At 63.7% G+C, this 24,650-nt stretch carries 23 protein-coding genes and 1 riboswitch; of the genes, 15 read left to right on the top strand and 8 right to left on the bottom strand.

All coding sequences use genetic code 11. From position 1 onward, the window contains the following. Window positions 1-35: 35 nt before the first annotated feature. Window positions 36-1,187, bottom strand: coding sequence for an ABC transporter substrate-binding protein (locus ACFFJ7_RS10980; RefSeq protein WP_377592303.1), 1,152 nt, complete (start codon window positions 1,185-1,187; stop codon window positions 36-38). Between the two features lie 202 nt (window positions 1,188-1,389). Between ACFFJ7_RS10980 and hpaR the strand changes: the two genes are divergently transcribed. Continuing rightward, window positions 1,390-2,055, top strand: coding sequence for a homoprotocatechuate degradation operon regulator HpaR (gene hpaR / locus ACFFJ7_RS10985; protein ID WP_377592305.1), 666 nt, complete (start codon window positions 1,390-1,392; stop codon window positions 2,053-2,055). Here hpaR and ACFFJ7_RS10990 read toward each other — a convergent pair. Next, window positions 2,027-2,950 (bottom strand): helix-turn-helix domain-containing protein, encoded by a 924-nt coding sequence (locus ACFFJ7_RS10990; protein ID WP_377592307.1) that lies wholly within the window; start codon window positions 2,948-2,950, stop codon window positions 2,027-2,029. The two genes, hpaR and ACFFJ7_RS10990, sit on opposite strands and share 29 nt — an antisense overlap. A 146-nt stretch (window positions 2,951-3,096) precedes the next feature. On the opposite strand from ACFFJ7_RS10990, the gene ACFFJ7_RS10995 reads away from it, so the two are divergent. The 10 genes from ACFFJ7_RS10995 to ACFFJ7_RS11040 all read left to right on the top strand — a co-directional run bounded on the left by ACFFJ7_RS10995 (window position 3,097) and on the right by ACFFJ7_RS11040 (window position 14,221). Then, window positions 3,097-4,659: a 4-hydroxyphenylacetate 3-hydroxylase N-terminal domain-containing protein gene (locus tag ACFFJ7_RS10995; RefSeq protein WP_377592309.1), complete on the top strand. Its 1,563-nt coding sequence runs from the start codon at window positions 3,097-3,099 to the stop codon at window positions 4,657-4,659. Window positions 4,660-4,669: 10 nt separating this feature from the next. After that, entirely contained in the window at window positions 4,670-5,182 is a 513-nt protein-coding gene (locus ACFFJ7_RS11000; RefSeq protein ID WP_166955886.1) for a flavin reductase, read from the top strand. A gap of 100 nt (window positions 5,183-5,282) precedes the next feature. Beyond that, entirely contained in the window at window positions 5,283-5,696 is a 414-nt protein-coding gene (locus ACFFJ7_RS11005; RefSeq protein ID WP_166955888.1) for a 5-carboxymethyl-2-hydroxymuconate Delta-isomerase, read from the top strand. Between the two features lie 44 nt (window positions 5,697-5,740). After that, entirely contained in the window at window positions 5,741-7,258 is a 1,518-nt protein-coding gene (gene hpaE / locus ACFFJ7_RS11010; protein WP_377592313.1) for a 5-carboxymethyl-2-hydroxymuconate semialdehyde dehydrogenase, read from the top strand. Window positions 7,259-7,358: 100 nt separating this feature from the next. Continuing rightward, window positions 7,359-8,339, top strand: a complete 981-nt coding sequence (hpaD, locus tag ACFFJ7_RS11015; RefSeq protein ID WP_166955891.1) for a 3,4-dihydroxyphenylacetate 2,3-dioxygenase — start codon at window positions 7,359-7,361, stop codon at window positions 8,337-8,339. A gap of 80 nt (window positions 8,340-8,419) precedes the next feature. Beyond that, complete coding sequence (locus tag ACFFJ7_RS11020; RefSeq protein ID WP_377592314.1) at window positions 8,420-9,304, top strand: fumarylacetoacetate hydrolase family protein; 885 nt, start codon at window positions 8,420-8,422, stop codon at window positions 9,302-9,304. 3 nt (window positions 9,305-9,307) lie between these two features. Beyond that, window positions 9,308-10,111, top strand: coding sequence for a 2-oxo-hept-4-ene-1,7-dioate hydratase (hpaH, locus tag ACFFJ7_RS11025; RefSeq protein ID WP_377592315.1), 804 nt, complete (start codon window positions 9,308-9,310; stop codon window positions 10,109-10,111). Window positions 10,112-10,123: 12 nt separating this feature from the next. Then, window positions 10,124-10,927, top strand: coding sequence for a 4-hydroxy-2-oxoheptanedioate aldolase (gene hpaI, locus ACFFJ7_RS11030; RefSeq protein ID WP_377592316.1), 804 nt, complete (start codon window positions 10,124-10,126; stop codon window positions 10,925-10,927). Between the two features lie 92 nt (window positions 10,928-11,019). Next, entirely contained in the window at window positions 11,020-12,510 is a 1,491-nt protein-coding gene (locus ACFFJ7_RS11035) for an aldehyde dehydrogenase family protein (RefSeq protein ID WP_377592317.1), read from the top strand. Between the two features lie 43 nt (window positions 12,511-12,553). Next, the gene (locus tag ACFFJ7_RS11040) at window positions 12,554-14,221 is read left to right on the top strand and encodes an alpha-keto acid decarboxylase family protein (protein ID WP_377592319.1); all 1,668 of its coding nucleotides are present in this window, start codon (window positions 12,554-12,556) and stop codon (window positions 14,219-14,221) included. 129 nt (window positions 14,222-14,350) lie between these two features. On the opposite strand, the gene ACFFJ7_RS11045 is transcribed toward ACFFJ7_RS11040, so the two are convergent. From ACFFJ7_RS11045 to ACFFJ7_RS11060, 4 genes are all read right to left on the bottom strand, one after another. After that, window positions 14,351-15,799, bottom strand: coding sequence for an FAD-binding oxidoreductase (locus tag ACFFJ7_RS11045; protein ID WP_377592320.1), 1,449 nt, complete (start codon window positions 15,797-15,799; stop codon window positions 14,351-14,353). A 287-nt stretch (window positions 15,800-16,086) separates the two neighbouring features. Continuing rightward, the gene (locus ACFFJ7_RS11050; RefSeq protein ID WP_377592321.1) at window positions 16,087-17,418 is read right to left on the bottom strand and encodes a DUF1576 domain-containing protein; all 1,332 of its coding nucleotides are present in this window, start codon (window positions 17,416-17,418) and stop codon (window positions 16,087-16,089) included. A 57-nt stretch (window positions 17,419-17,475) separates the two neighbouring features. Continuing rightward, complete coding sequence (locus tag ACFFJ7_RS11055) at window positions 17,476-17,781, bottom strand: TM2 domain-containing protein (RefSeq protein ID WP_377592322.1); 306 nt, start codon at window positions 17,779-17,781, stop codon at window positions 17,476-17,478. A 216-nt stretch (window positions 17,782-17,997) separates the two neighbouring features. Next, window positions 17,998-18,564 carry a histidine phosphatase family protein gene (locus ACFFJ7_RS11060; RefSeq protein WP_377592323.1) on the bottom strand — a complete coding sequence of 189 codons (567 nt, stop codon included), beginning with the start codon at window positions 18,562-18,564 and terminating at the stop codon, window positions 17,998-18,000. Between the two features lie 63 nt (window positions 18,565-18,627). Further along, a riboswitch (cobalamin riboswitch) is annotated at window positions 18,628-18,772 on the top strand. Window positions 18,773-18,803: 31 nt separating this feature from the next. On the opposite strand from ACFFJ7_RS11060, the gene ACFFJ7_RS11065 reads away from it, so the two are divergent. Both ACFFJ7_RS11065 and ACFFJ7_RS11070 read left to right on the top strand, forming a co-directional pair. Beyond that, on the top strand, window positions 18,804-19,013 hold the full coding sequence (locus tag ACFFJ7_RS11065; RefSeq protein WP_166955903.1) for a CbtB domain-containing protein: 210 nt from the start codon (window positions 18,804-18,806) through the stop codon (window positions 19,011-19,013). Between the two features lie 17 nt (window positions 19,014-19,030). Continuing rightward, a complete protein-coding gene (locus tag ACFFJ7_RS11070) occupies window positions 19,031-19,759 on the top strand; it encodes a CbtA family protein (protein ID WP_377592324.1) in 729 nt (242 codons plus the stop codon). A gap of 507 nt (window positions 19,760-20,266) precedes the next feature. Here ACFFJ7_RS11070 and galE read toward each other — a convergent pair. Together galE and ACFFJ7_RS11080 are read right to left on the bottom strand one after the other, a co-directional pair. Next, window positions 20,267-21,412, bottom strand: coding sequence for a UDP-glucose 4-epimerase GalE (gene galE / locus ACFFJ7_RS11075; RefSeq protein ID WP_377592325.1), 1,146 nt, complete (start codon window positions 21,410-21,412; stop codon window positions 20,267-20,269). Between the two features lie 284 nt (window positions 21,413-21,696). After that, window positions 21,697-22,218, bottom strand: a complete 522-nt coding sequence (locus ACFFJ7_RS11080; RefSeq protein WP_377592326.1) for a response regulator transcription factor — start codon at window positions 22,216-22,218, stop codon at window positions 21,697-21,699. Window positions 22,219-23,041: 823 nt separating this feature from the next. Here ACFFJ7_RS11080 and ACFFJ7_RS11085 point away from each other — a divergent pair. Together ACFFJ7_RS11085 and ACFFJ7_RS11090 are read left to right on the top strand one after the other, a co-directional pair. After that, entirely contained in the window at window positions 23,042-23,737 is a 696-nt protein-coding gene (locus ACFFJ7_RS11085; RefSeq protein ID WP_377592328.1) for a sugar transferase, read from the top strand. Then, complete coding sequence (locus ACFFJ7_RS11090) at window positions 23,737-24,603, top strand: glycosyltransferase (RefSeq protein ID WP_377592329.1); 867 nt, start codon at window positions 23,737-23,739, stop codon at window positions 24,601-24,603. The genes ACFFJ7_RS11085 and ACFFJ7_RS11090 overlap by 1 nt, the downstream gene beginning before the upstream one ends. Window positions 24,604-24,650 lie beyond the last annotated feature (47 nt).

The following is a 24,650-nucleotide window of genomic DNA, read 5'->3' on the forward strand; positions in this document are numbered from 1 at the left end:
GGGAAAAGGAACGCAGGGCGGCGCGGACCGTGTCTTCAGTCGTCGACGGGCACGTAGACCCACTTGCCTCCGTCGACCCGCACGATGACGCTGGCGCGCCGGTCCGTGCCGTTGTGGTCGGTCGGCGTCAGGTTGAACACCGCCTCCGTGCCGATGAGTTCGCGCGCGTTCTCCATGGCGTCGCGCACGGCCGTCCGGAACTCCGCCGTGCCTGGCTTAGCGCTCTTGAGCGCCTGTTCGGCCCCGTGCCTGATGAGCAGGAAGGCATCCTGCGCGGTGGCGCCGAACAGCGAGCGGCTGTTGGGGCCGTGAACCTTCTCGTAGGCCTGGACGTATTCGGTGGCGACCGCCTTCACGGGGTTCGCGTCGGGAAGCTGCTCGGCCACCAGCGCGGGCGGAGTGGGCAGGAACGCCCCCTCCAGCGCCGCGCCGCCCACGCGCAGCACGTCGGAGTTGGCCATGCCCTGATTGATGTAGATGGCTCCGCCGTAGCCGAGCTTGCGCAGTTCCAGCACCGGCATCACGCCTGGCGTGCCGGACGCGCCGATGATGACCGCGCCGGGATTGGCGGAGATGATCTTCAGCACCTGCGCGGTGACGCTGGTGTCCGTCCTGCCGTAGCGTTCGTCCGCGAGCACCGGCACGTTGCGGGCGGCAGCCTCCTTCTTGAACGTGCCGATGAAGGAATCGCCGAAGGAGTCGTTGAAGCCGATGAACGCCACCGAGCTGATCCCGGTCTTCGCGAGGTGGTCGAACACGCGCCCGGCCTGAATGTCCTCGCCGGCGGCGAGCTTGAACGACCAGTGCTTGTTGCCCTCCACCGGGCTCGCGATGATGCCGGAACCAGCGAGGCTGATGCCGGGCGTCTTCGACGGGCCGAGCACTTCCAGCAGGGCGAGCGAGGTGGGCGTGACGCTGGGGCCGATGATGGCATCGACCTTGTGCTCGTCCACCAGCTTGCGGGCGGCGCGCACGGCGGCGCTGGGGTCGCTGGCGTCGTCCAGCACCACATAGCGCGCGGTCTCGTCGCCAATCTGCCTGGGCAGGAGGTCGATGGTGCTCTTTGCCGGGATGCCGAGCGACGCGGCCGGGCCGGTGAGCGAAAGAACGGCGCCGATGACGATCTCGGCCTTTGCCGCGCTCGTTCCGAGCAGCACGGCGCACACGATTCCGACAATGGTTTTCAAGGTATCCTCCCTCCAGGATTATGCAGCGGCTCTTGCGGCCATGCCCTCTTTCTTCACGAGGCGCAGAAACAAATTTAACAAGTTAATTATATTCTGGCAACGGCATTTTTCGGCGGGACAGGTGACTTCGTGCCCTTCTGCGGGGTATTTTTCCGGAGTACATAATATGTTCAGCAATCTGGCCAGTGCAGCAGGAGACCCAATGACCGACCCGATGTCCGCCGAAGCCCCGGAGACCGCCGCCGAGCCCGGCGCATCGGCGACCCGTGTGCGCCTGCGCGATTTCTCGAAGTCGCTTCCCATGTCGCTGCTGAAGGCGCGGGAAGCCGTCATGCGGCATTTCCGGGCCAGCTTGCGGCGTTTCGGCATCACGGAGCAGCAGTGGCGTGTGCTGCGCGCGCTCACCGCCGTGGAGAGTATCGAGATATCGCAGCTCGCGGAAGTCACGTTTCTTCTGCCGCCCTCGCTTTCCCGCATCCTGAAGGATCTGGACGAACGGGGGCTGATTCTGCGGCGCGCTTCCGATACCGACATGCGCCGGGGGCTCGTCTCCATCTCGCCGCAGGGCCTGGAGCTGATCGAGCAGGCGGGCGTCGACTCCGAGGAAATATACGGTGAGATTACTGGACGCTTCGGCGCGGAGCGGCTGACGCTCCTGCATGCTCTCCTGAGGGAACTTGTCGACTGTCTGGACGGCGCGGCGATCGGCACGTCCGTCGAGGACGACACTGCAGTCGCGCCCGGGGCGGGCAAACGGCGGGGCCGGCCGCGCAAGGCGCCGGATGAGGCTGGCGGCGGCAGCGCCCGCTCGGGCAAGCCTGCGCCGGGGCGGCCGCGGATCAGCCCGTCCGGCCGGGCGGATCGATAATGCCGGCGACCGGTCTGTCGAGCGCTCCGCCCAGGGCGGCATCCTGCCTCTGCCGCCATCTTCCCGGCGGCGCGCCGGTGCGGGCGCGGAAGAAGCGCGAAAAATAGGCGGCGTCCTTCATGCCCAGTTCGAATGCGATGTCCTCCACGGAGCGGATGGTGAAGAGCAGCAGCCGCTTGGCTTCGAGCAACCGCCGCTCGACGATCAGTTCCTTGATCTGCATGCCGAAGGAGGCCTCGCACGCCTTCGCGAGAAGGTGCGGGGTTGTGCGAAGCTGTTCCACGTAGCGGCCGACTGGCCAGTTGTCCCGAAAGTGCAGGTCGACCTGCTGGCGCAACTGGATCGCCAGCAGCTTCTGCGGCGACAGCGCGAGCGCCGGCGACGCAGCGGCAAGGCGCGCGATCTGCGCGAGCGCGGCGGCGACCTGCGGCAGGATGACGTTCTCCGTGCCTGACGATCCCTGCGCGTATTCCTCCATGATGAGGTCCATGATCCGGGCGAGCCGGCGCCAGAGGACGGCCTCGCCCGTCCTGACCATGGCCGGGCCGTTGAGCGGCAGAAGCGCGAGTTCGGCAATCAGTGGCAACGCGCTGTCGGCGACGGAGATCACGATGGCGTCCGTGTGGTCCGCCGCGACGGTGAAGCCGTGCACGATGCCGCTCGGGATGAAACTGACTGCGGGCGCTGAAAACTCCAGAACCTTGTCCTCGATCAGATAGCTGCCGTGGCCCTTTGTCCAGAACGTGATCTGCGCCATGCTGTCGTGGCGGTGCGGCTCGACTTTGCCGAAATGCACGTACTTCCGCGCCATGACGGTTTCCACATGAAGGAAACCGACATCGGGCGGGCGTGCGGACTCGCCGTAGACGAAGAAGGTGGGAATATCATTTAACATGTTCATTTACCCGAAAAAGTACAACCGATTCCCGCATTCTGTCCATAGCCGCGCCGCATGGAGAGGCATAGTTTCACAAAAAACTTTCAGGGGACGCGACAAGCCCCGCAGGGGATGCCTCGGGGTCCCGTTTTGGAGGAAACCAGATGAGAGCAGAAGATCACCGCGCCGATTCCAAGCGCCCGTTCACGGGCGAGGAATACATGGCAAGTCTCAGGGACGGTCGCGAGGTCTACATCAACGGTGAGCAGGTGCACGATGTGACCGCGCATCCGGCCATGCGCAACTCGGTGCGCTCGCTGGCCCGTCTCTACGACGCGCTGCATGACGAGAAGACGAAAACCGTCCTGACCTCGCCCACCGATACGGGTTCCGGCGGCTATACGCACAAGTATTTCCGCGTCGCCCACTCGGCGGACGAACTGGTGGCGCAGCAGGGCGCGATCGCCGAATGGGCGCGCATGTCCTATGGCTGGATGGGCCGCACCGCCGATTACAAGGCAGCGCTGATGAACACGCTGGGAGCGAACGCCGACTGGTACGGTCCGTTCAGGGAGAATGCACTCGCCTGGCACAAGCGGGCGCAGGAAGCCGCCCTGTTCATGAACCATGCCATCGTCAACCCGCCGATCGACCGCCACAAGCCCGCCGACGCGGTCAAGGACGTCTTCGTCCACATCACGAAGGAGACGGACGCCGGCATCTATGTGACCGGCGCCAAGGTGGTGGCGACCTCGTCCGCGCTGACACACTATAATTTTCTGGCGCAGAGTTCGGCGACCGTCACCGAGGACCCGTCGCTGTCAGTGATGTTCATCGTGCCGATGAACGCGCCGGGCATCAAGATGTTCTGCCGTGTTTCCTACGAGCAGACGGCGAATACGGTTGGCCACCCGTTCGATTACCCGTTGTCCTCGCGTTTTGATGAGAACGATGCCATTCTGGTGCTCGACAACGTCTTCGTGCCATGGGAAGATGTGCTCGTCCTGCGGGACGCGGCGAAGATCCTGTCGTTCCATCCGGCCTCCGGCTTCATGCATGGTTATTGCTTCCAGGGCTGCACACGCCTCGCAGTGAAGCTCGACTTCCTCGCCGGCCTGCTTGCCAAGGCGCTCAGGGCGACGGGCGGCGATGCCTTCCGCGGCAACCAGGCGATGCTCGGTGAGGTCATCGCCATCAGGCACCAGTTCTGGACGTTCTCGCACGCCATGGCGCGCAACCCCATTCCGTGGGCGGGTGGCGCGGTGCTGCCCAATCTGGAAGCCGCGTTGTGCTACCGCACCTTCATGTCGGAGGCGTATCCGAAGGTCATCGACATCGTGCGCCGCACGGTGGCGTCCGGCCTCATCTACCTGCCGTCCTCGGCGAAGGACTTCGCCAATCCGGACATCGACCGCTATCTGGCGCGCTATGTGCGCGGCTCCGACAACATGGACCACATCGAACGCATCAAGATCATGAAGCTGCTCTGGGATGCCACCGGCACTGAATTCGGCGGTCGCCACGCGCTCTATGAGCTGAACTACGCCGGCGCGCCGGAGGAAGTGCGCCTGCAGGTGCTGAAGGGCGCCGAGCGCGGCGGGCGCCTCAAGGCCATGGAAGCCCTTGTGGACCAGTGCATGGCCGACTACGACCAGAACGGCTGGACAGGCGACACCTGGCTGCCGCCGCTCGACCAGCCTGCCGGCAAGGCGCTCGCCGCCGAATGAGGAGGCCGATATGGTTGACGCCGTTTCGCGGACGGAGTTCCGCAACGCGATGGCGAGGGTCTGCGCCCCCGTCAACGTGATCACCACCAACGGACCCGCCGGGCGCGGCGGGTTCACGGCCACCGCCATGTGCAGCGTCACCGACGAGCCGCCGACGCTGCTCGTGTGCATGAACAGCCGCTCGGCGCAGTCGGAGATGTTCTTCGGCAACGGACGTTTCTGCGTGAACGTGCTCACCGGTGAGCACAAGGAACTGGCCGCCTTCTTCGCCGGCCAGCAGGCGGACATGGCGGCGCGCTACGCCGCCGCCGAATGGATCGACCTGTCATCGGGCAATCAGGCGCTCGCGGACGCCATCGTCTCCTTCGATTGCCGTCTGGTGGAAACCCGGCGCGTGGGCACGCACAACATCTTCATCGGCGAGGTGGTGGAGATCCGCTCCCGCAGGGACGGCCACGCGCTCCTCTACTTCGACCGCAACTACGTCCACGTGCCGACGCAGACGGGCAGCTTCGGCGGGTAGGGTCGGCGACGGGATTCGTCTTGCGACGGCGATCCGCTCTTGCTATTGGCGCACTATTAATTAACATGTTAAAATGATAGCTGCGCCAGACGGGGACACCATGCCGCATTTCAATATCGAGTATTCGGCCAACCTTGACGGGCGGGTCGATTTCGGGAAGCTCTGCCGCCGCATCCTGAGGGAGGCGCTGGCGACCGGGCTGTTCGAGGTGGGGGCGGTGCGCGTGCGCGCCGGCCGGTTCGAGCACTACGCCATCGCCGACGATCTGCCGGAGAATGCGTTCATCGATATGTCCTTTCGCATCGGCGCGGGCCGGAGTCTCAAGGATCGCCAGCGTGCGGGAGAAGCGATTTTCGCGGCGGTCGTCGAGGAGCTGCAGCCGCTGTTCGAGACGCCGCATTTCGCGCTGTCTTTCGAAATCCGCGAGATCGACCCGGCGCTGAACTGGAAGAAGAACGCGATTCATCCGCGCCTGCGCAAGAGCGCGCCCGCATCCGTGCGGGAAGCCGGCTGATATTCGCTACGCGCCGCGGCGGCCCATGGAATGGAGAGGAAAACATGTCAAAGCTTGAGGAAAATCTCGCCAGGGCCGAGAACTATCTCGCGCGCTTCCGCGAACAGGGCGTGCTGAACCAGATCGGTGGCGAGGCCGTGCCCGCGCTCGACGGCGCGACTTTCGAGAGCATCTCGCCCATCGACCTGAAGCCGCTGGCGCGGGTGGCGCACGGCAAGGCGGCGGATGTCGACCGGGCGGCGAAGGCGGCGAAGGCGGCGTTTCCCGCCTGGGCCGCACTCTCCGGCGAAAAGCGCAAGGCATTGCTGCACAGGATCGCCGATGCCATTGAGGCACGGGCGGAGGAGATCGCCTTCGTCGAATCCGTCGACACCGGGCAGTCCATCCGCTTCATGTCGAAGGCGGCGCTGCGCGGGGCGGAGAACTTCCGTTTCTTCGCCGACCGCGCGCCCGAGGCGCGTGACGGCAAGACGCTGCTCACCGACGGGCAGGTCAACATCACGACGCGCAAGCCCATTGGGCCTGTCGGCATCATCACCCCGTGGAACACGCCTTTCATGCTGTCGACGTGGAAGATCGCGCCGGCGCTCGCCGCGGGCTGCACGGTGGTGCACAAGCCGGCCGAGTTCTCGCCGCTGACGGCGCGCCTGCTGGTGGAGATCGCCGAAAGCGCCGGCCTGCCGAAGGGCGTGTGGAACCTCGTCAACGGCCTCGGCGAGGATGCGGGCAAGAGCCTGACGGAGCATCCGGACATCAAGGCCATCGGCTTCGTCGGCGAAAGCCGCACCGGCTCGCTCATCCTGAAGCAGGGTGCCGATACGCTGAAGCGCGTGCATTTCGAACTCGGCGGCAAGAACCCGGTCATCGTGTTCGCCGATGCCGATCTGGAGCGCGCGGCGGACGCGGCCGTCTTCATGATCTATTCGCTGAACGGCGAGCGCTGCACCTCTTCATCGCGCCTGCTTGTCGAGGAAGGCGTCTACGACCGGTTCACGGCCCTCGTCGCCGAGAGGGCGAAGCGGATCAGGGTCGGCCATCCGCTCGATCCGGAAACCGTTGTCGGCCCGCTGATCCACCCGGTGCACGAGAAGAAGGTCCTGGAATACATCGGCATCGGCCGGGGCGAGGGTGCGACGGTTGCGGCAGGCGGCGGCAAGGTCGCCGGACCCGGAGACGGCTGCTATGTGGCGCCGACGCTCTTCACCGGTGCGACCAATACCATGCGCATCGCGCAGGAGGAGATTTTCGGGCCCGTGCTCACCGCCATCCCGTTCAGGGACGAGGCCGAAGCGCTGGCGCTCGCCAACGATGTGCAATACGGCCTCGCCGGCTATCTGTGGACGTCGGACCTCACCCGCGCCTTCCGCTTCACCGATCATCTCGATGCGGGCATGATCTGGGTGAACTCGGAGAATGTCCGCCATCTGCCCACGCCCTTCGGCGGCGTCAAGAACTCCGGCATCGGCCGCGACGGCGGCGACTGGTCGTTCGATTTCTACATGGAAACCAAGAACATCGCTTTCGCCACGACGGCGCATGCGATCCCGAAGCTCGGCGGTTGAAGCGGAACCCGGCGGGACGGTCGCGCGCCGTATCCGCCTGCCCGGAACGACGATAATCCGAAAAGGTCGATCAAAGACCTGAAACCACGAGGAGGAAACCATGCCGATACCCCAGCCCAATCTCTATCCGCCTTTCAATATCGTCCGGCTGAGCCACGTCGAATTCGTCGCCACGGATCTTGCCGCAAGCCGTGCCTTCTATGTCGACACGCTCGGCCTGCAGGTGACGGATGAAGACAGCGGGACGATCTATCTGCGCGGGCTCGAAGAGCGTGGCCATCACTGCGTGATTCTGAAAAAAGGGCCGGCCGCCGCCGTCAACGCCCTGAGCCTGAAGGTCTATTCGGAGGAAGACCTCGACAAGGCGGCCGTCTGGTTCGAGACCCGGGGAAACCCCGTCGAATGGGTCGATCGGCCGTATCAGGGGCGCACGTTGCGCGTCCATGACAACTTCGGCACGCCGCTCGAATTCTACTTCAGGATGGACAGGCTGCCGCCGATCCATCAGCAGTACAAGCTCTATCATGGCGTCAAGCCGCTGCGCATCGACCATTTCAACTGCTTCACGCCTGATGTCGACGCCTCGGTCGCCTTCTACAATTCCATCGGCTTCCGCGTCACCGAATATACCGAGGACGACGAGAGCAAGAAGCTCTGGGCGGCGTGGCTGCACCGCAAGGGTGGCGTGCACGACATTGCGTTCACGAATGGCGTCGGGCCGCGGCTGCACCATACGGCCTTCTGGGTGCCGACCCCGCTCAACATCATCGACCTGCTCGACCTGATGTCGACCACGGGCTACCTCAAGAACATCGAGCGCGGACCGGGGCGGCACGGTATTTCCAATGCGTTCTTCCTGTATGTTCTCGATCCCGACGGCCACCGTATCGAGATCTACTGCTCCGATTACCAGACCGTCGATCCCGACCTTGAGCCCATCAAATGGGACCTCAAGGACCCGCAGCGCCAGACGTTGTGGGGCGCGCCCGCTCCGCGTTCCTGGTTCGAACACGGCAGCGTGTTCGCCGGCACAAAGACGGACGAGCCGCTCCTGAAGGCGCAGCCGATCATCGCGCCATGAGCCGGAGCGCAAGATGACCGTGAGCGATCCATACATTTTCTTGCGCGGCCGCACACAGCGGCGATGAAAGGATTCGAACCATGAGCGCCCCCGGATTGCCCGTCTCCAGGTTCGCGAGTTTCTCTGTCGAGGGCCGGCCGGGCTACGGCCTGATCGCGGAGGCCGGCGTCATCCATCTGTCGCGACGGTTCGCCGGCGAGTGGCCGACGCTGCGGGAGGTGGTGGCGGACAATGCCTTCGGTCGTCTGCTGGATGCGGCGGCGGGACTTCCGGCGGATTTCCCGGTGGAGGCGATCGCCTACGAAATTCCGGTCCCCGCGCCCGAAAAGATCATTTGCGTCGGCGTGAACTTTCCGGATCGCAACGAGGAATACAAGGACGGGCAGGCCGCGCCCGCCAATCCCTCGCTCTTCGTGCGTTTCCCGCGCTCCTTCACCGGCCACGGCCAGCCGCTGATCCGCCCGCCGGAAAGTCCGCAGCTCGACTACGAGGGGGAGATCGCCATCGTCGTCGGCAAGGGCGGTCGCCGCATCGCGGAAAAGGACGCGCTCGACCATGTCGCGGCGTTGTCGCTCGCCAATGAGGGCACTATCCGCGACTGGGTGCGCCACGCCAAGTTCAACGTGACGCAGGGCAAGAACTTCGACCGCTCCGGCGCCATCGGCCCCTGGCTCGTGCCCTATACCGACGAAGGCCAGCTCGCCGACATCGCGCTGCAGACGCGCGTCAATGGCGAGGTGCGCCAGAGCGACCGCACCAGCCGGATGATCTTTTCCTTCCGCAGGATCATCAACTATATTTCGACCTTCACGACGCTGGTGCCGGGTGACGTCATCCTTACCGGCACGCCGACCGGGGCGGGGGCACGCTTCGATCCGCCGGTATGGCTGAAGCCCGGCGACGTGGTGGAGGTCGAGGCCGACGGCATCGGCGTGTTGCGCAACACCGTGACGGACGAGGGCTGAAGCATGCTGTCGCAGGATGAAATTGCCGCTGCCGTCGAGAGCCTCGATACGGCCGAGCGCACCCGCGTCCAGACGGGGCTGCTGTCGCTGAAGCACTCCGGCATGACGATGGACGACGCCTACGCGATCCAGGGCGCATGGGTGACCAGGAAGATCGCCGGCGGGCGCAAGGTGATCGGCTGGAAAATCGGGCTGACGTCGCGGGCGATGCAGCAGGCGCTGAACATCGACATTCCGGACTCCGGCGTGCTGTTCGACGACATGGTCTTCGAGGACGGGGCGACGGTGCCGGCGACCCGTTTCATCCAGCCGCGCATCGAGGCGGAACTCGCCTTCGTGATGAAGGCGCCGCTGGAGGGGCCGGGCATTACCGTCTTCGACGTGCTCAACGCCACCGACTACGTGACGCCGTCGCTCGAAATCCTTGATACGCGCATCGAGCGGGCCGATCCTGAGACGAAGAAGGCCCGTACCATCGTCGACACCATCGCCGACAACGCCGCCAATGCGGGCATCGTCACCGGCGGGCGGGCCGTGCGGCCGGATGATGCCGATCTGCGCTGGATCGGCGCCATCGTGTCGCGCAACGGCAAGGTAGAGGAAACGGGGCTCGGCGCCGGCGTGCTGAACCAACCGGCGCGCGGCGTCGCATGGCTCGCCAACCGGCTGGCGCAATACGGCGCCCGCATCGAGGCCGGGCAGATCGTGCTCGCCGGCTCCTTCATCCGCCCCGTGGAAGCAGGGCACGGCGACACCATCGTGGCCGATTTCGGGCCATCCGGCACCGTCAGCATCTTTTTCGAATAGGATGGAGGTACAATGCCAGCCCCCGTGAATACGTTCAGGAACGCCATCGCCGAAGGGCGCACGCAGATTGGCCTGTGGCTCGCGCTGGCGAGCCCCTATGCGGCGGAGATCGCGGCGGGAGCCGGCTACGACTGGCTGCTCGTCGACGGCGAACACGGGCCGAGCGATCTTCCGCTCATGCTGGCGCAGCTGCAGGCGATCGCCGCCTCGCCGAGCTATCCGGTGGTGCGGGTGCCGATCGGCGAGGCGTGGATCATCAAGCAGGTGCTCGACATCGGCGCGCAGACCCTGCTCGTGCCCATGGTGGAGAGCGCCGAACAGGCGCGGGCGCTGGTGCGTGCCACGCGCTACCCGCCGGAGGGCATCCGCGGCGTGGGCGCGGCGCTGGCGCGTGCTTCCGCCTTCAACCGCATCCCGGACTACGTGCAGACGGCGAACGGCGAAATCAGCCTGCTTCTGCAAGTGGAAAGCCGTGCGGGCCTCGCGGCCATCGAGGCAATCGCGGCGGTCGAGGGCGTCGACGGCATCTTCATCGGCCCTGCGGACCTCGCCGCCGACATGGGCTTCCTCGGCCGGCCGGGAGCGGTGGAGGTGCAGGCGGCGATCGACGACGGGCTGAAGCGGATCGTGGAGGCGGGCAAGGCCGCCGGCATCCTCAGCGCCGACCGCGAACTCGCCCGGCGATACATAGAACTCGGTGCAACCTTCGTCGCCATCGGCTCCGACGTCGGCCTCTTCGCCACCGCGACGCGCCGCCTGCGGGAGGAATTCGCCGGCGGAAAGGGAGACGCCGGCGCAACCGGGGCGGTTTACTGAAGGCCGCAGGCTCGCGGCGCCCAACCGCCATCGGCAAGGAAAACAATATCGAAGACAGAGAGGGGCCGCGCTGCGGCCGGAAAGGAAACGCCATGAGCATTGTCACTTTGCTTCCCGAGGTCCGGGCCTTTCTCGCGCGCGAGCACGGCCACTTCATCGATGGCGTGGCCGTTCCGGGCTCTGGCGCCGGCCGCGTGCCGGTGGTCAATCCCGCGAACGGGCAGGAGATCGCCAGCATCGCCGAGGCGACGGATGCCGAAGTGGACGCCGCGGTGGCGTCGGCGGGGCAGGCGTTTCGCGGCAGCTGGGCGCGCACCAGCCCAGCGGAGCGGGGCCTCATTCTGATCCGGCTGGCAGACCTGCTCATCGCCCACCGCGAGGAACTGGCGCAGATAGAGACGAGCCAGTCGGGCAAGATCATCCAGCTCTCGCGCGCCTTCGAGGTCGATCAGGCGGCGGCATTCCTGCGCTACTACGCAGGCTGGGCGACCAAGATCGCGGGCGAAACCCTGTCGCCCTCGCTGCCTTCGTTCCGGGGCGAGCAGTACACGGCTTTCACCCGCCGCGAGCCGGTGGGCGTTGTGGCCGGCATCGTGCCGTGGAACTTCTCCATCATGATCGCGGTGTGGAAGTTCGCCTCGGCGCTGGTCACCGGCTGCACCTCGGTCGTCAAGCCGAGCGAGTTCACGCCGCTCACCATCCTGCGCATCGCGGAGCTTGCCGCGGAGGCGGGGCTGCCCCCCGGCGCACTCAATGTCGTGACGGGCTCCGGGAAGATCGGCGCCGCGCTGATCGCCCATCCGGGCATCGCCAAGGTCAGCTTCACCGGCTCCGTGCCGACGGGCATCGCCGTGGGCAAGGCGGCCTTCGACGCCGGCCTTACGCGCGCCACCCTTGAACTCGGCGGCAAGAACGCCGTGGGCTTCCTTCCCGATATCGATGCGGACAAGGCCGTGGACGGCATCTTAGAGGCCGGCTTCGTGCATCAGGGCCAGATTTGTGCTGCCGGGGAGCGGTTCTACGTGCACCGCAGCCGCATCGACGAAATCCTCGACAAGCTGGGCGAACGTTTGAAGGGCTTCAGGATCGGCGATCCGCTCGACGAAGAAACCCAGTTCGGCCCGCTGTCGAACAAGCCGCATCTCGACAAGGTTTCGCGCTTCTTTGCGCGGGCGCGCGAGGAGAACGACAGCATCGTCTACGGCGCAGAGGTGCTGGACCGGCCCGGCTTCTTCGTCACCCCGACCGTGATCCGCGTCGACCGGCCGGATGCGGCGCTGCTGCGGGAGGAGACCTTCGGCCCGATTGGCACCTTCCTTGCTTATGACGAGGAGGACGAACTGATGTCGCTGATGAACGGCGGTCCCTACGGGCTGTCCGCGAGCATCTGGACGAACGATCTGTCGAAGGCGCTGCGGTTGATCCCGCGTATCGAGGCCGGCACCGTGTGGGTCAACATGCACACGATCCTCGATCCGGCGGTGCCCTTCGGCGGAATCAAGGCGTCCGGCATCGGCCGCGAGTTCGGCTCGGCGTTCATCGACGACTACACCGAGATCAAGTCGGTCATCATCCGTTACTGAGCGAACGGCGGTTGCCCGCCCTGCCACATGATCGGAGACGCATATGAAGACGACCATCGGCGCGTTTCTGCTGAAACGCCTGCGGCAGCTCGGGATCCGCCACGTGTTCGGCGTGCCCGGCGACTACAACCTTCAGTTCCTCGAACAGATAAAGGAGGCGGATGGCCTGGAGTTCATCGGCACGTGCAACGAGCTGAACGCCGCCTATGCCGCCGATGGCTATGCGCGGCTGAACGGCGCGGCGGCGATCCTGACGACGTACGGCGTGGGCGAACTCAGCGCGATCTGCGGCGTCGCCGGCGCGGCCGCCGAGCACGTACCGATGGTTTGCATCACGGGAGCGCCGCCCCTCCGTGCAATGGAGCAGGGATGGCTGCTGCATCACACGCTGGCCGAGGGCAACTACGACGACATGCTCAACTGCTACCGCCAGTTCACCGTGGCGCAGACGCGGCTCACCCCGCTGAACGCGGTGACGGAGACGGACCGCGTCCTGATCGCCTGCCAGCAGGAGAAACGGCCCGTCTACATCCAGCTTCCCTCGGACGTTTCGTATCTGACGATCGATGCGCCGGATGAACCGCTGGTTATTCCTTCGCACAGCGATCCCGAGCGTCTGGAGGCCGCGCTGGCGCACCTGCTGGAACTGTGGTCGGAAGCCCGGCGCCCCGCGCTACTGATCGACATGGACGCCGACCGCTTCGGCCTCGCCGGGCCGTTGCGCCAGCTTGTGGCGAAGGCGCAGATTCCCTATGCCAGCATGACGACCGCCAAGGGCGTGCTGGATGAAACCGATCCGCTGTGGCTCGGGCATTATATTGGCCGCAGCTCGCCGCCGCGCGCGAAGGAGGCCGTCGAGACGTCCGATTTTCTGATCGCGACCGCGCCGCGCTTCACGGAAGCGAACTCCGGCCATTTCAGCCAGTCCCTGCCGCCGGCGCACACTGTCCAACTGGGCGGGCGCAGGACGGCGATCGGCGGCGAGTTCTACGAAGGCGTTGTCGCGCGGGACCTGGTCGAAGCGTTTACGGAAAGGGTAGGGCGCGTGGAAGCGGAAGCCGCTCCGCCCCGGCCGCAGGACGGCTGGATCGTGGAGCCCTCCGCCGCGCTGACGCAGGCGCGCCTGTGGCCGCGCATCGCCCGTTTCATCGCGCCGGGCGACGTCGTCATCGCCGAAAGCGGCACGTCGAACATCGGCCTCACCCCGCAGGTCCTGCCGGCCGGCACGACCTACATCACCGCCAACATCTGGGGATCGATCGGCTACACGCTGCCGGCCGTGCTCGGGACGGCGCTGGCGGACGAAAAACGGCGCCACCTGCTGTTCATCGGCGACGGCTCGTTCCAGCTCACGGTCCAGGAACTCTCCACCATTCTGCGTCTGCGGCTGAAGCCGATCATCTTCCTGCTCAACAACCGGGGCTATACGATCGAACGCTTCATATTGGGCATGAAGGACGCCTATAACGACGTCGCGAACTGGCGCTACACCGAACTGCCCGGGGTTTTCGCACCGGAGGGCGATTTCTTCGTCGCGCAGGCCGGCACGGAGCAGGAGCTTGAGACGGTCCTGCAGCAGGCGGCCGCCAGCGGGAAACTGTCGTTCATCGAGCTGCATCTCGATCCGTTCGACGCGCCGGACACTCTGAAGAAGTTCGGTCCCGCCACGGCGGAGTTCGACTACGGCCCGCGCGGGCCGCAGCGGGCGTGACCCGGAGCGGCCCTGGCTGGCGCGGCCTTTAGAGCGCGTTCCGATCAGATGGAATCATCTGATCGATCAGAATTCGCTCAAAATAAGGAATCGAGAATCTGTCCTGTTTCAACGTAAACAGGACAGATTCTAGAACCCCTCACAAAACCTCGCGGAGTCGGCTGGTGAGGGGGCTTGTCCCGCCGCCTCCGTTTCGCTGCCGGGCAAGGTTTTGCCGGGATTGAGGATGCCCTTCGGGTCTAGCGCTGCCTTGATGGCACGCATCACGTCGAGCGCCACCGGATCCTTGTAGCGCGCCATCGGCGCCAGTTTCGACAGGCCCACGCCATGCTCGGCCGAGAAGGTGCCGTTCATCTCCAGCGCCAGATCGTCGATCTCGGTCCGCAGGGCGGCGACAAGCTCCTCCTGCTCCCGGGAGGGATAGCAGGTGTAATGGATATTGCCGTCGCCCAGATGCGCCACCGACAGGACCTCGCAATCCGGATCTATGGCACGCAGGCGCAGTTCGATCTCGCGCAGGTAGTGCGAAACCCGATCGAGGGGCACCGCGATATCGGTATCCACCACGGGACGCCTGCGGTAGGCGATCTCTGCCGCTGCCTCGCGCCGCGCCCACATCTCCCGGCGTTGCGTCTCGTTCCGGGCGATGACGGCATCGGTCACGTCTCCGGCCTCCAGCCAGCCGGCCAGAACCTCTTCCAGCGCCTCGCCCAGAACGCCGGTTTTCGTTGCGGCCAGCTCTATCAGCAAGTTCACCGGATGCGGCGCGTCGAACGGCTCGCGCGCGTCCGGACGCACGGCGAAATGCCCTTCGATGAAGGCGCGCGGCATGAACTCGAAGGCCACGACCGCCCCCGCCGACGCGCTCTGGATCGCGTTCAGGAGGTCGGGCGCGCGGTCCAGCGAAGGCATCGCGACCATGGCCGTAACATGGTCGACCGGGCAGGGGTAGAGCTTTACCACGGCAGCGGTGATGATGCCCAGTTGCCCTTCGGCGCCGATCATCAGATGGCGCAGGTCGAAGCCCGAGTTGTTCTTGTGCAGCGCCTGCATCAGATCCATGATGCGGCCGTCCGCCAGCACGACCTCGATCCCCAGGCACAGATCGCGCGTATTGCCGTAGCGCACGACATTCGCGCCGCCCGCGTTGGTGGAGAGAACCCCGCCTATCATGGCCGAGCCGCTGGCGCCGAAAGACAGCGGAAACATCAGCCCGTGCTCTTCGGCCGCCGCGTTCAGCGCGTCGATGACGACGCCGGCTTCGACCACCGCCACGCGGGCCCCGGCGCGAATCTCGCGGATGCGGTTCATGCGCTCCAAGGTGAGAACGATGGCGCCCTTGCCCATGGCGCCGCCGACGGTGCCCGTGTTTCCCGAAACCGGCACCACCGGCAGGTTGCGCGCGCTGGCAACCCGCAGCACCGCCGCCACCTCCTCACGGCTGCCCGGGCGCACCACGACAAGCGGCTCACCCTTGTACTTGCCGGTCCAGTCGGTGGACCAACGCGCCACATCCGCCCCGGTGAGAACCTGCTGCGCGCCGACGATGGCGGCAAGCTGTTCGATCAGATCAGTCATATACCCGCTCCCGGCTCCAGCCCCGGCGCAGTCCCGGCCGAATGGCTGGCTCATTCTTCTGCGGGGGAATAAAGATTTTTCTTCTTACCCGCAATCGATGTTTACCATACAGATGTTCACTAGAAATGGTAAGTTATTTATGGAAAAATTTTTATCAATACATAAAAATTATTTAAAAATATAAAATTTCTTAATATAATAAATTATGGGTGTATATTTCTATTATTGTCGTTGCAAACGCTGTGCGAGAGAAGGCAAGCGCCTGTAACAGCAACGGAGGGGGCGTGTCAGGGCGGTCGGCGATCGGCGCCCGCGCTTTCGGCCGGATCGCGCGAGCGGAGGGCCGTGATGACCGGCACCAGTACCGCAGCGACAATGCCCGCGGCGAAACCGTTGTTGTAGAGGTTCAGCCCGCCGTGAAGGACGCCCACCGTCAGCGCCGTCGACGAGTGAAGGAAACCCGCGACGATACCCCAGCGCCAGCCATACCGGCCGGCAATCGGCGCGAGCGTGGTGCCGAACAATGCCGCGAGCAGGATCGACGGGTCGTTCGCGTTCCACGGCTTGGCGATCGACGCCAGGAAAACGCCGGCCATGATCGGCCAGATGTTCAGGCAGTGCTTTCCGAAGGCGGAAAAGCCGACGATACAGAAAATCGCCGCGATGGTCGGGCCGTTCAGAGCGCCGCCGACGAGCACGATATACGCCGCGGACATCAGGCCGGTCATGCCCATATTGACGAACGTCGGCCCGATGCCGACGCGGGCGATGAAATCGGTCGGCGACTGGCCGGAAAGCCTGAGCAGGGCGCCGAGCTTCCCGAAGGATTGCCTGTCGATAAAGTATCCGAAGGCGATCATCGAGGCGAAGACGAGCGCGAGGAAAGCGCCCAGGATGCGGTTGTTGCCCGTTGTCCAGATCATGACTGGCTCGGGGACGAAGCCGTATGACTTGTACACTGCCACGACCACCGTGCCGATGACGCCCGCCACAAAGCCGACATTATAGAGCGAAAAGCCCATATGAGCATTGAAAAGCTGCGCTGCAACGGCCGGCAGGACGAAGCCCATCAGCAGGGAGGTTGCGATGCCGAGCGGAATACTTGCTGTCAGCGAAAGGGACGAGCTGAAAACGATCTCGGAAAAGACGGGGGCCAACGCCGCGCCGAAGAACGCGGTGTTGATATGCTTCGAGAAAGGTTCTTTCCTGAACCTCGCATAAAGATAAACTCCCGCGACGACGAGCCAGACGTTCAGCAGGTTCTTGCCGAAGAGCGCGAAGCCGAGCACCAGAAACAGGCAGGCGACGGACGCGCCGCCGATGTTCGCGTCACAAAGCCGGTAGACGAAACTCACGAGCAGCGTCAGCAGGCCCGCGTTGACGAACGCCGCCCCCATGCCGCCCACGCCGATATAATCGGTGATCAACGTATCCCGCGCCGTCACGATCCTGATGAGACCATCAAATATCTCGGCAGGCCCCGATACGGCAAAGCCGAACAGGATGAAGGCGAGCGCGTAGGCACGGACAATGGCGAGCATCTGGCCGTCCGAAAGCCGGAGCGCGGCATCGGTTTGCGACCCCGGCTCCATGTCGCCGCCTGTTTGCCTCGCATTCATGATCGGTTGCCCCTGGAATGCTGTCACGATCCCCTCCACGCCGGCCTGACGTCCGATCTACTGCGATGCGGTCAGGCTCCCGCCATGCGCCGCAGCCTGCCGGGTGTATTTCTGGCGCAACTGCTCCCGCTTCTCCCTTGCCATGCCGCTTATCAGAAAAACGTCGAAGAGCGTCCACAACAACCCGATGATGCAAATATTCAGGACGATCTGCAGGATCGCGCTTTTTGGGCGGCCGAGGTAAAACCTGTGCGCGGATAGCAAGCCGAGGAAGAACCACAGCAGGTAGGCGACGATGAGGTTCGGCCCCTCGTTTTGAACTTGCATTTCAACGACGAGGCGGTCTTGCGGGCTGAGTGACATGAGATATTCCTGAACCATATGGAATCGTCCGCACAATAGCATGGCGGGCGCTCCCCGAGGGACCTTCTACCCGAGAAACGTCGCCGGACGAGCGTTAAAACGCTGTTGAATGCAGCGGCTTTCCCCGGCATCGTGGCGCGTGCTTTTCAAACGTCGGTCAGCCTCTCGACCATTTCTACGTTTCGCTGAAACGTAGCAATGGTCTATCGCTTCGCTTCAGAGAAGCGCGAGCGGTAACGCCCGCAGCGTCCATCGGCGGCCGTCGTGCCGCAGGTCGGTGACCGACAACGGCCCGGCGTCGAGCCGCCAGAAGCAGGCGGCCGGCGCGCCGAGTGCATGCAGCGCCGCCGCGCGGGCCACTGCCGGATGGGTGACGGCGATGACACTCCCCCCCGTGCAGGCCGCATCCAGCCACGCGCCGACACGGCGGATCAGGGCCGAGACCGATTCGCCGCCGTGGGGGGCGTCGTCCGGATCGCCGAGCCAGGCGGCCACCGCCGCCGGTGTCTCGGCCGCGATCCCGGCGATGCTGCGGCCGCGCCAGAGCCCGAAGTCGCAGTCGTCGAGCCCGGCAATCGCCTCGGCGTCGAGCCCGAGCGCGGCCGCGGTCTGCCTGGTGCGCCGCTCCTGGCCGGACAGCGCACGATCGGCGCGCGGCAGGCGCCCGGCGAGTGTTGCTGCAAGGGTTTCCGCTGCCGTTTCCAGCTCCTCGTCCATGGGGAAACGGCCAGCGCGTGTCGCGGCTGTGGCGGCGTGGCAGAGCAGGGTGAGGCGTGTGGTCATGGTCCGGCATTCCGAGGCAGGCGCACCGCCCGGTTTCATATACATCAGGCGGGCGCGGGTTTCGTTGACTTGAGCATGAGGGAAGGTCATTATCCGGTATCGCTGGGAACGGGAAGTCGGTGGAAATCCGGCATGGTCGCGCCACTGTGACCGGCCGCGCGTATTGCGCGACCGGAAGTCAGACCCCGTTCCGGCATGATCTGAACCCGATCGGGACGCGCCATCCCAGAGGAGCTACGATGACCGATTTTACACATTTTCCGTCCGCCAAACCGGCGGTGATTCCCGTCAGCGAAATTCTGCCCTGGGCGGTCTTTGCCGGCCTGCTGTCGCTGCTGGCCATCTATTTCATCGGCGCGGAGCAGGGCGCGGTGGCGCTGTTCCAGGGCGAGTTCATCCACGAGTTTGTGCATGACGGCCGACACCTCCTCGGCTTTCCCTGCCACTGACGCCCGGAGTCGACATCATGGTCAGAACCCTGCTGGTGCGGGGCATGCTCGTCGGTCTTCTGGCGGGTGTGCTTGGTTTCGTTTTCGCGTATCTCGTCGGCGAGCCGCCGGTGGACGCGGCCATCGCCATTGAGGAGAGCGCGGCCGCCGCCGCCGGCGGAGCGTCCGGCGACGAGCCGGAGGTCGTCAGCCGGCTGGTGCAAAGCACACTCGGCCTGTTGACGGCGCTTGCGGTGTTCGGCGCCGCGCTCGGCGGCATTTTCGGGCTGGCCTTCGCCTATGCGCAGGGCAGGCTCGGACGGATCGGTCCGCGCGGCACGGCGGCCTTCCTCGCCGTTGCCGGCTTCATCTCCCTCGTGCTGGTTCCCCAGATCAAATATCCGGCAAACCCGCCGGCCGTGGGCAGCCCGGACACCATCGACATCCGCACCGGGCTCTACTTCACACTCATCCTGCTGTCGGTCGTCGCCGCTCTCGCTGCTCTCGCCATCGGCCGCCGCCTCGTGGCGCAGTACGGCACGTGGAACGCCGCGCTCATCGGCGGCGGCGTTTATGTGGTGGCCATGGCCCTGGCGATGTTCGTCATGCCGACCATCAACGAGGTGCCGGCCGAATTCGCGCCCGCCGTGCTGTGGGATTTCCGCGTCGCCACCATCGGCCTGCAGGTGGTGCTGTGGACGACGCTGGGTGTCGCCTTTGGCCTTCTGTCCAGCCGGCAGACGTCCGCAGCGAGCCGCAGCGGATGAAAGCCGGCGCCGCTGCAAACCGCATGGCGGCGCGGCGGCTCCGGCCGTGTCGCCGTCTGGCTGTGGCGCTTCTGGCTGCGTGGCTTCCGCTCCTCGCTGCCGCCCCGCCCGCGCTGGCGCACCGCAGGACCGCCGGGCCGACCGATGGAATCGCCATCGCTGGCATTTCCCATGGCGAGATGGCCATCCTCGATGCCCATCGTCGCGCTATCGTCGCCCGGGCGGCACGCAAGCCGCTGGCCGACGAGACGTTCTGGCGCGTGCTGAACTACGCCCGGATCCAGCATGCGTTCTGCCTGTGGGGGCTGGCGCCGGGCAGCGTCGCCGACGAGGAGAGCCCGTTCAACGAATGCTCGCACGCCTATCTCGCCGCGGCCAAGGATCTTCTGGTCCGCATGCGGGCCATGCCCGACATGGATGCCGCGACTCGCGCCCTGGGCGAGCGGGTCGATCGAGACCTGCTGCTTGCCGGCGCCCTTGAGGTATGCTCCTACAGCGCCGATACCTTCAACACTGCGGATGTGATCCGCCCGCGGTGGGCGCAGATGACCGTGCACCCGCCGACACTGATGGCGTTCGGCGGGCTCGCGGCCGCAGGTGTGGGGATGACAGCGGCGATGACATGGCGCCGGCGGTTTCGCTGGCGTAGCCTAGAGGGTTGAGGCTCTGCCAGCGCCATGCATCCGCGCACATCCTGTCGATGTCGCGCTCGGCCTTCCAGCCCAGCAGGCGGTTGGCGAAAGCGGGATCGGCGTAGCATTCAGCGACGTCCCCTTGCCGCCGCGCCACGAAGCGAAGCGGAATGTGCCTGTTGCTCGCGCGCTCGAAAGCATGCACGACTTCCAGCACGCTGAGGCCATACCCCGTGCCCAGATTCGCGGCGATGAAACGGCCCGTCGTCGCGAGATGCTCCAGCGCGGCAACATGCCCTTCTGCCAGATCCATGACGTGGATATAGTCGCGCACGCCGGTGCCGTCCCGGGTCGGATAGTCGGTGCCGAATACGTTCAGCTCATTCCGGTTTCCAACGGCCACCTGCGCGATGTAGGGGAGCAGATTGCCGGGCACACCACGAGGATCCTCGCCGATCAGGCCGCTTTCGTGGGCGCCTATCGGGTTGAAGTACCGTAGCAGGGCGATCCGCCAGCCCGGTTCGGCATGTGCGAGATCGGTGAGAATGTCCTCCGCGGCGACCTTCGTTCGCCCATAGGGGTTCGCGGGCCTGCGCGGAAAGTCTTCGCGTATCGGCACGGTCGCGGCTTCGCCGTAAACCGTCGCGGAGGATGAAAACACCAGCGTGCGCACGTTGGCGCGGCGCATCGCGGCGAGCAGGGCGAGGGTGCCGGCCACGTTCACGTCATAATACTGCAGGGGCTGCGCTACGGAGTCGCCCACGGCCTTCAAGGCGGCAAGGTGGATGACCGCGGCGAATGTGTTGTGTGCGAAGGCCGTGTCCAGCTGCCTCGCGTCGCGGATGTCGGCATGGATGAACAGGGGCCGCAGACCGGCTAGCCGTTCCAGCCGCTCGATCACGGCGCTGCTGGAATTGGTCAGGTTGTCGTAGATGACGGGCCTCAACCCCGCCCGCACCAGTGCTTCGCAGATGTGAGCGCCGATGAAGCCGGCACCGCCTGTCACAAGAATGTTCGACATCGTTGACATGCCATATTTCTCCATAAGCACTCCGGAGAACGGGCCGAACAGAGGGAGGGGGGCTCGCGGACGCCCGGGAGCCCCGCAATACGGAATGGCCTGCCGGATAGCCGGCAGTTCCGCCGTCGCCAGGCTTCCGGTGCATCAGGCTGTATTTATGGTGCAATGATGGTTATATCGAAATATTGAATAACCAGAAATAAGCGCGAATTTTATTATTGAAATGCAACTTTAACGAGAATATCGGATTTGAAATACATGCTTCGCAGCAACGATGCGTCTTTTCAGATAAGCAGCTGCCCTCTGGCCCGCAAAACCCACATTGCAGCTTCAAAACGGTTGCGGACGTTTAGTTTTCGCAATATAGACTTGACGTGGCATTTGACAGTCGGTTCTGCTATATCGAGTTCTCTTGCGATATACTTGTTTGACTGTCCTTCGGACAAAAGTTCCAGAACGGCAATCTCGCGTGGAGAAAGCAGGGACCGCGTATCGACATTTTCGTGCGAAATGCCGCTTTCCCTGAGGATTTTTTGCAGCTCCGCGTCGCTATGGGCGTCGTGGCTTGTGTCTCCTGCCGGCGCATGCGCGGAAATATGCTGTATCAATAGTTTGTCGTTCAAAGTATTGATAGTCGAATATTCCTCTTCGTTTCTTGCCTGTGTTGCTTCTTTTGTATCGGAGGTTGCCTCCGAAGACATTGCGATGACAACCAGCCCGGAGTTTTCTTCCTCCTTCGGCGAATGGAAGCCCATCTGCAACAGCCCCGCATTCTCCGGAACTGAAGTTGCACCTGAGAGTTTCATTTATGCACCTCACACGTATTTTCACACGCGATGGGTCTTATTGTCAGACGGAGTTGTGCTCGACACGTCTGAAGCGATCAGCTATCCCCCTCAGATCACGTCATTTGCGGCTACTAGGAGGATGACATTGCATCCTATTTACAGAACAGGATGCATGTCAAACATTTTCATGCAAATAATGATCAATCGCTTTACCAAGCTTTATTGTATGTAAATTTTTTAACATAAAAAGAAAAAAATTGAGCATGAACGATATATCGAAAAATAAATAAATATATATTTGTAAATTTCAAATTCATAATTTAATATTTATGTAATTTTTAATTAATTTAATATTTTTATACTTATTTACATAATAAATTTTATAAATATAATTTATTATTTATAATGTTATATTATAATTTCTTAGTGAGTTCTTGATTAAATTCATTAATTAAACACGAAACGAAATATGGCTGTTTGCGGTTTCCGGAAGGTGTCAGTCTCTGGCAACGCCGCGCTTACTTTGAATCATGTCCGCAGTTCCGGTCTTTGGACGTTGTCGAATAAAGTTCTCTTGAAACCTGCCCGGTCAGGCCCAGACGGGGCGTCAGAAATGCCATAGAACTTATCGGTTGGTGAAGCAAGACGTTCATCTATACCTCTTCAGGGTTAACCCTCCATGATAGTTGAACCACAACCGGCTATTTCAGTATCAATGCGTGAGAGGCATTCTTTGCCGCGCCCACGGCGTGAGCAAAAGAATGACAGAGCTGTCAATCGGATAGCGGATCCCGCTTTGCCGAGCATGCTGGGCACGTTTGTGTGGCGTGAGGAGATGGCCATGGCTCATCGCATCAACAAGATTCCCGGGAACGCGGATTATTCCATCTCGGTTGGCGACAAGCATCGAACGCGGGCGCTGGACAACTTTCGGGACGCGATAAAACGCGCCTTCGATCTTATCGGAAGTATCGCGCTGATTTTTCTGGCATTTCCATTGCTTTTCGTTGTCGGCCTGCTTGTGGCGACAGACGGAGGGCCGGTATTCTATCGTCACTCCCGCGTGGGGCGCTGCGGCCGAATGTTCGGTTGTTGGAAGTTTCGTACCATGATCCTCGACGCGGAGGCCTGCCTGGGCGAATACTTGTCTTATCATCCGGAAGCTGCCCGGGAGTGGGAGCGCGAACAGAAACTGGCCTTCGATCCACGGATCACATCTGTCGGCCGGTTTCTGCGTCAGTCGAGCCTCGATGAACTGCCGCAATTGTTCAATGTACTGTCCGGAGACATGAGCCTTGTCGGACCACGACCTGTCACGCAAGCTGAAATGAAGCATTACGGCCCGGTAGCGCCGCTTTACATGAGCGTACGCCCGGGTATAACCGGGTTGTGGCAGGTGAGCGGGCGCAACGACGTCGGCTATAACGAGCGGGTGGCGCTCGATAAGCACTATATCCTGAACCACCATGTATTGCTCGATCTGTTCATCCTGTATCGCACCATCGGGGTCGTCGTATCGCGCCGGGGGGCCAGATAATGGCTGCGGGCGGCAACAGTGGCGACCATACGGCCCGGCCGGTGGCTTCCGTCAGCATCCTGATGTCGACCTACGCGCGCGAGTCCGCCGCCAATCTGGAGGCGAGCCTCTCCAGCCTGCGGGCCCAGACGTTGCCGCCGCATCAGATCGTCTTCGTCGTGGATGGCCCGATCGATCGGGCGCAGGAGGCGGTGATCGCGCGGTTTCGCGCCTTCTTCGAGAATGGCCCGACCGTGTTCACGCCGGTGCGCCTGCCGCACAACGAAGGGCTTGCGGCGGCGATGAACGTGGGCCTTGCGCATTGTGGTGGCGATTACACCATGCGCATGGACAGCGACGACCTCTGCATGCACGACAGGGTGGCGGTGCAGATGGCCTATTTGCAGGCACATCCCGACACCGATTGCGTCTCCGCATGGGCGGAGGAGTTCTTCGACGACGGCACGCCGTCATCGCTCAAGATTTCGCCTGTCAGCCACGACGCCGTCCTGCAGGCGCTGCGGTGGCGCAACGTGCTGGTGCATCCGACGATTTGCGTGCGCACCGAGCTGCTGCGCAAGCTTGGCGGCTATCGCACCCGCTTCGGGCTGTTGGAAGACTATGACCTGTTCGTGCGGCTTGCGCAGGCGGGGGCGCGGTTTCACGTCATTCCGAAGGTACTGCTGCGTTTCCGGGCCGGCATGGACCAGCGGCGGCGGCGCGGCGGGCTGCGCTATGCGTTGCATGAACTGGATTTTCGTCGGGAGTTGTATCGTTCCGGCTTTCTCAACATGCGTGAATTTGCACTGAGCGCGAGCCTTTATCTTGTCTTTCGGCTTGTTACGGGAGGCATGCGGGGGAGGCTCTATGCCTTCGCGCGCCATTAGAGGTTGTTAGTGACCATGGATACGCGAGCGGCCGAATACCGGGAGGC

It is taken from the genome of Pseudochelatococcus lubricantis, assembly GCF_042432495.1.
In the GTDB taxonomy this organism is placed as follows: Bacteria; Pseudomonadota; Alphaproteobacteria; order Rhizobiales; family Beijerinckiaceae; genus Pseudochelatococcus; species Pseudochelatococcus lubricantis.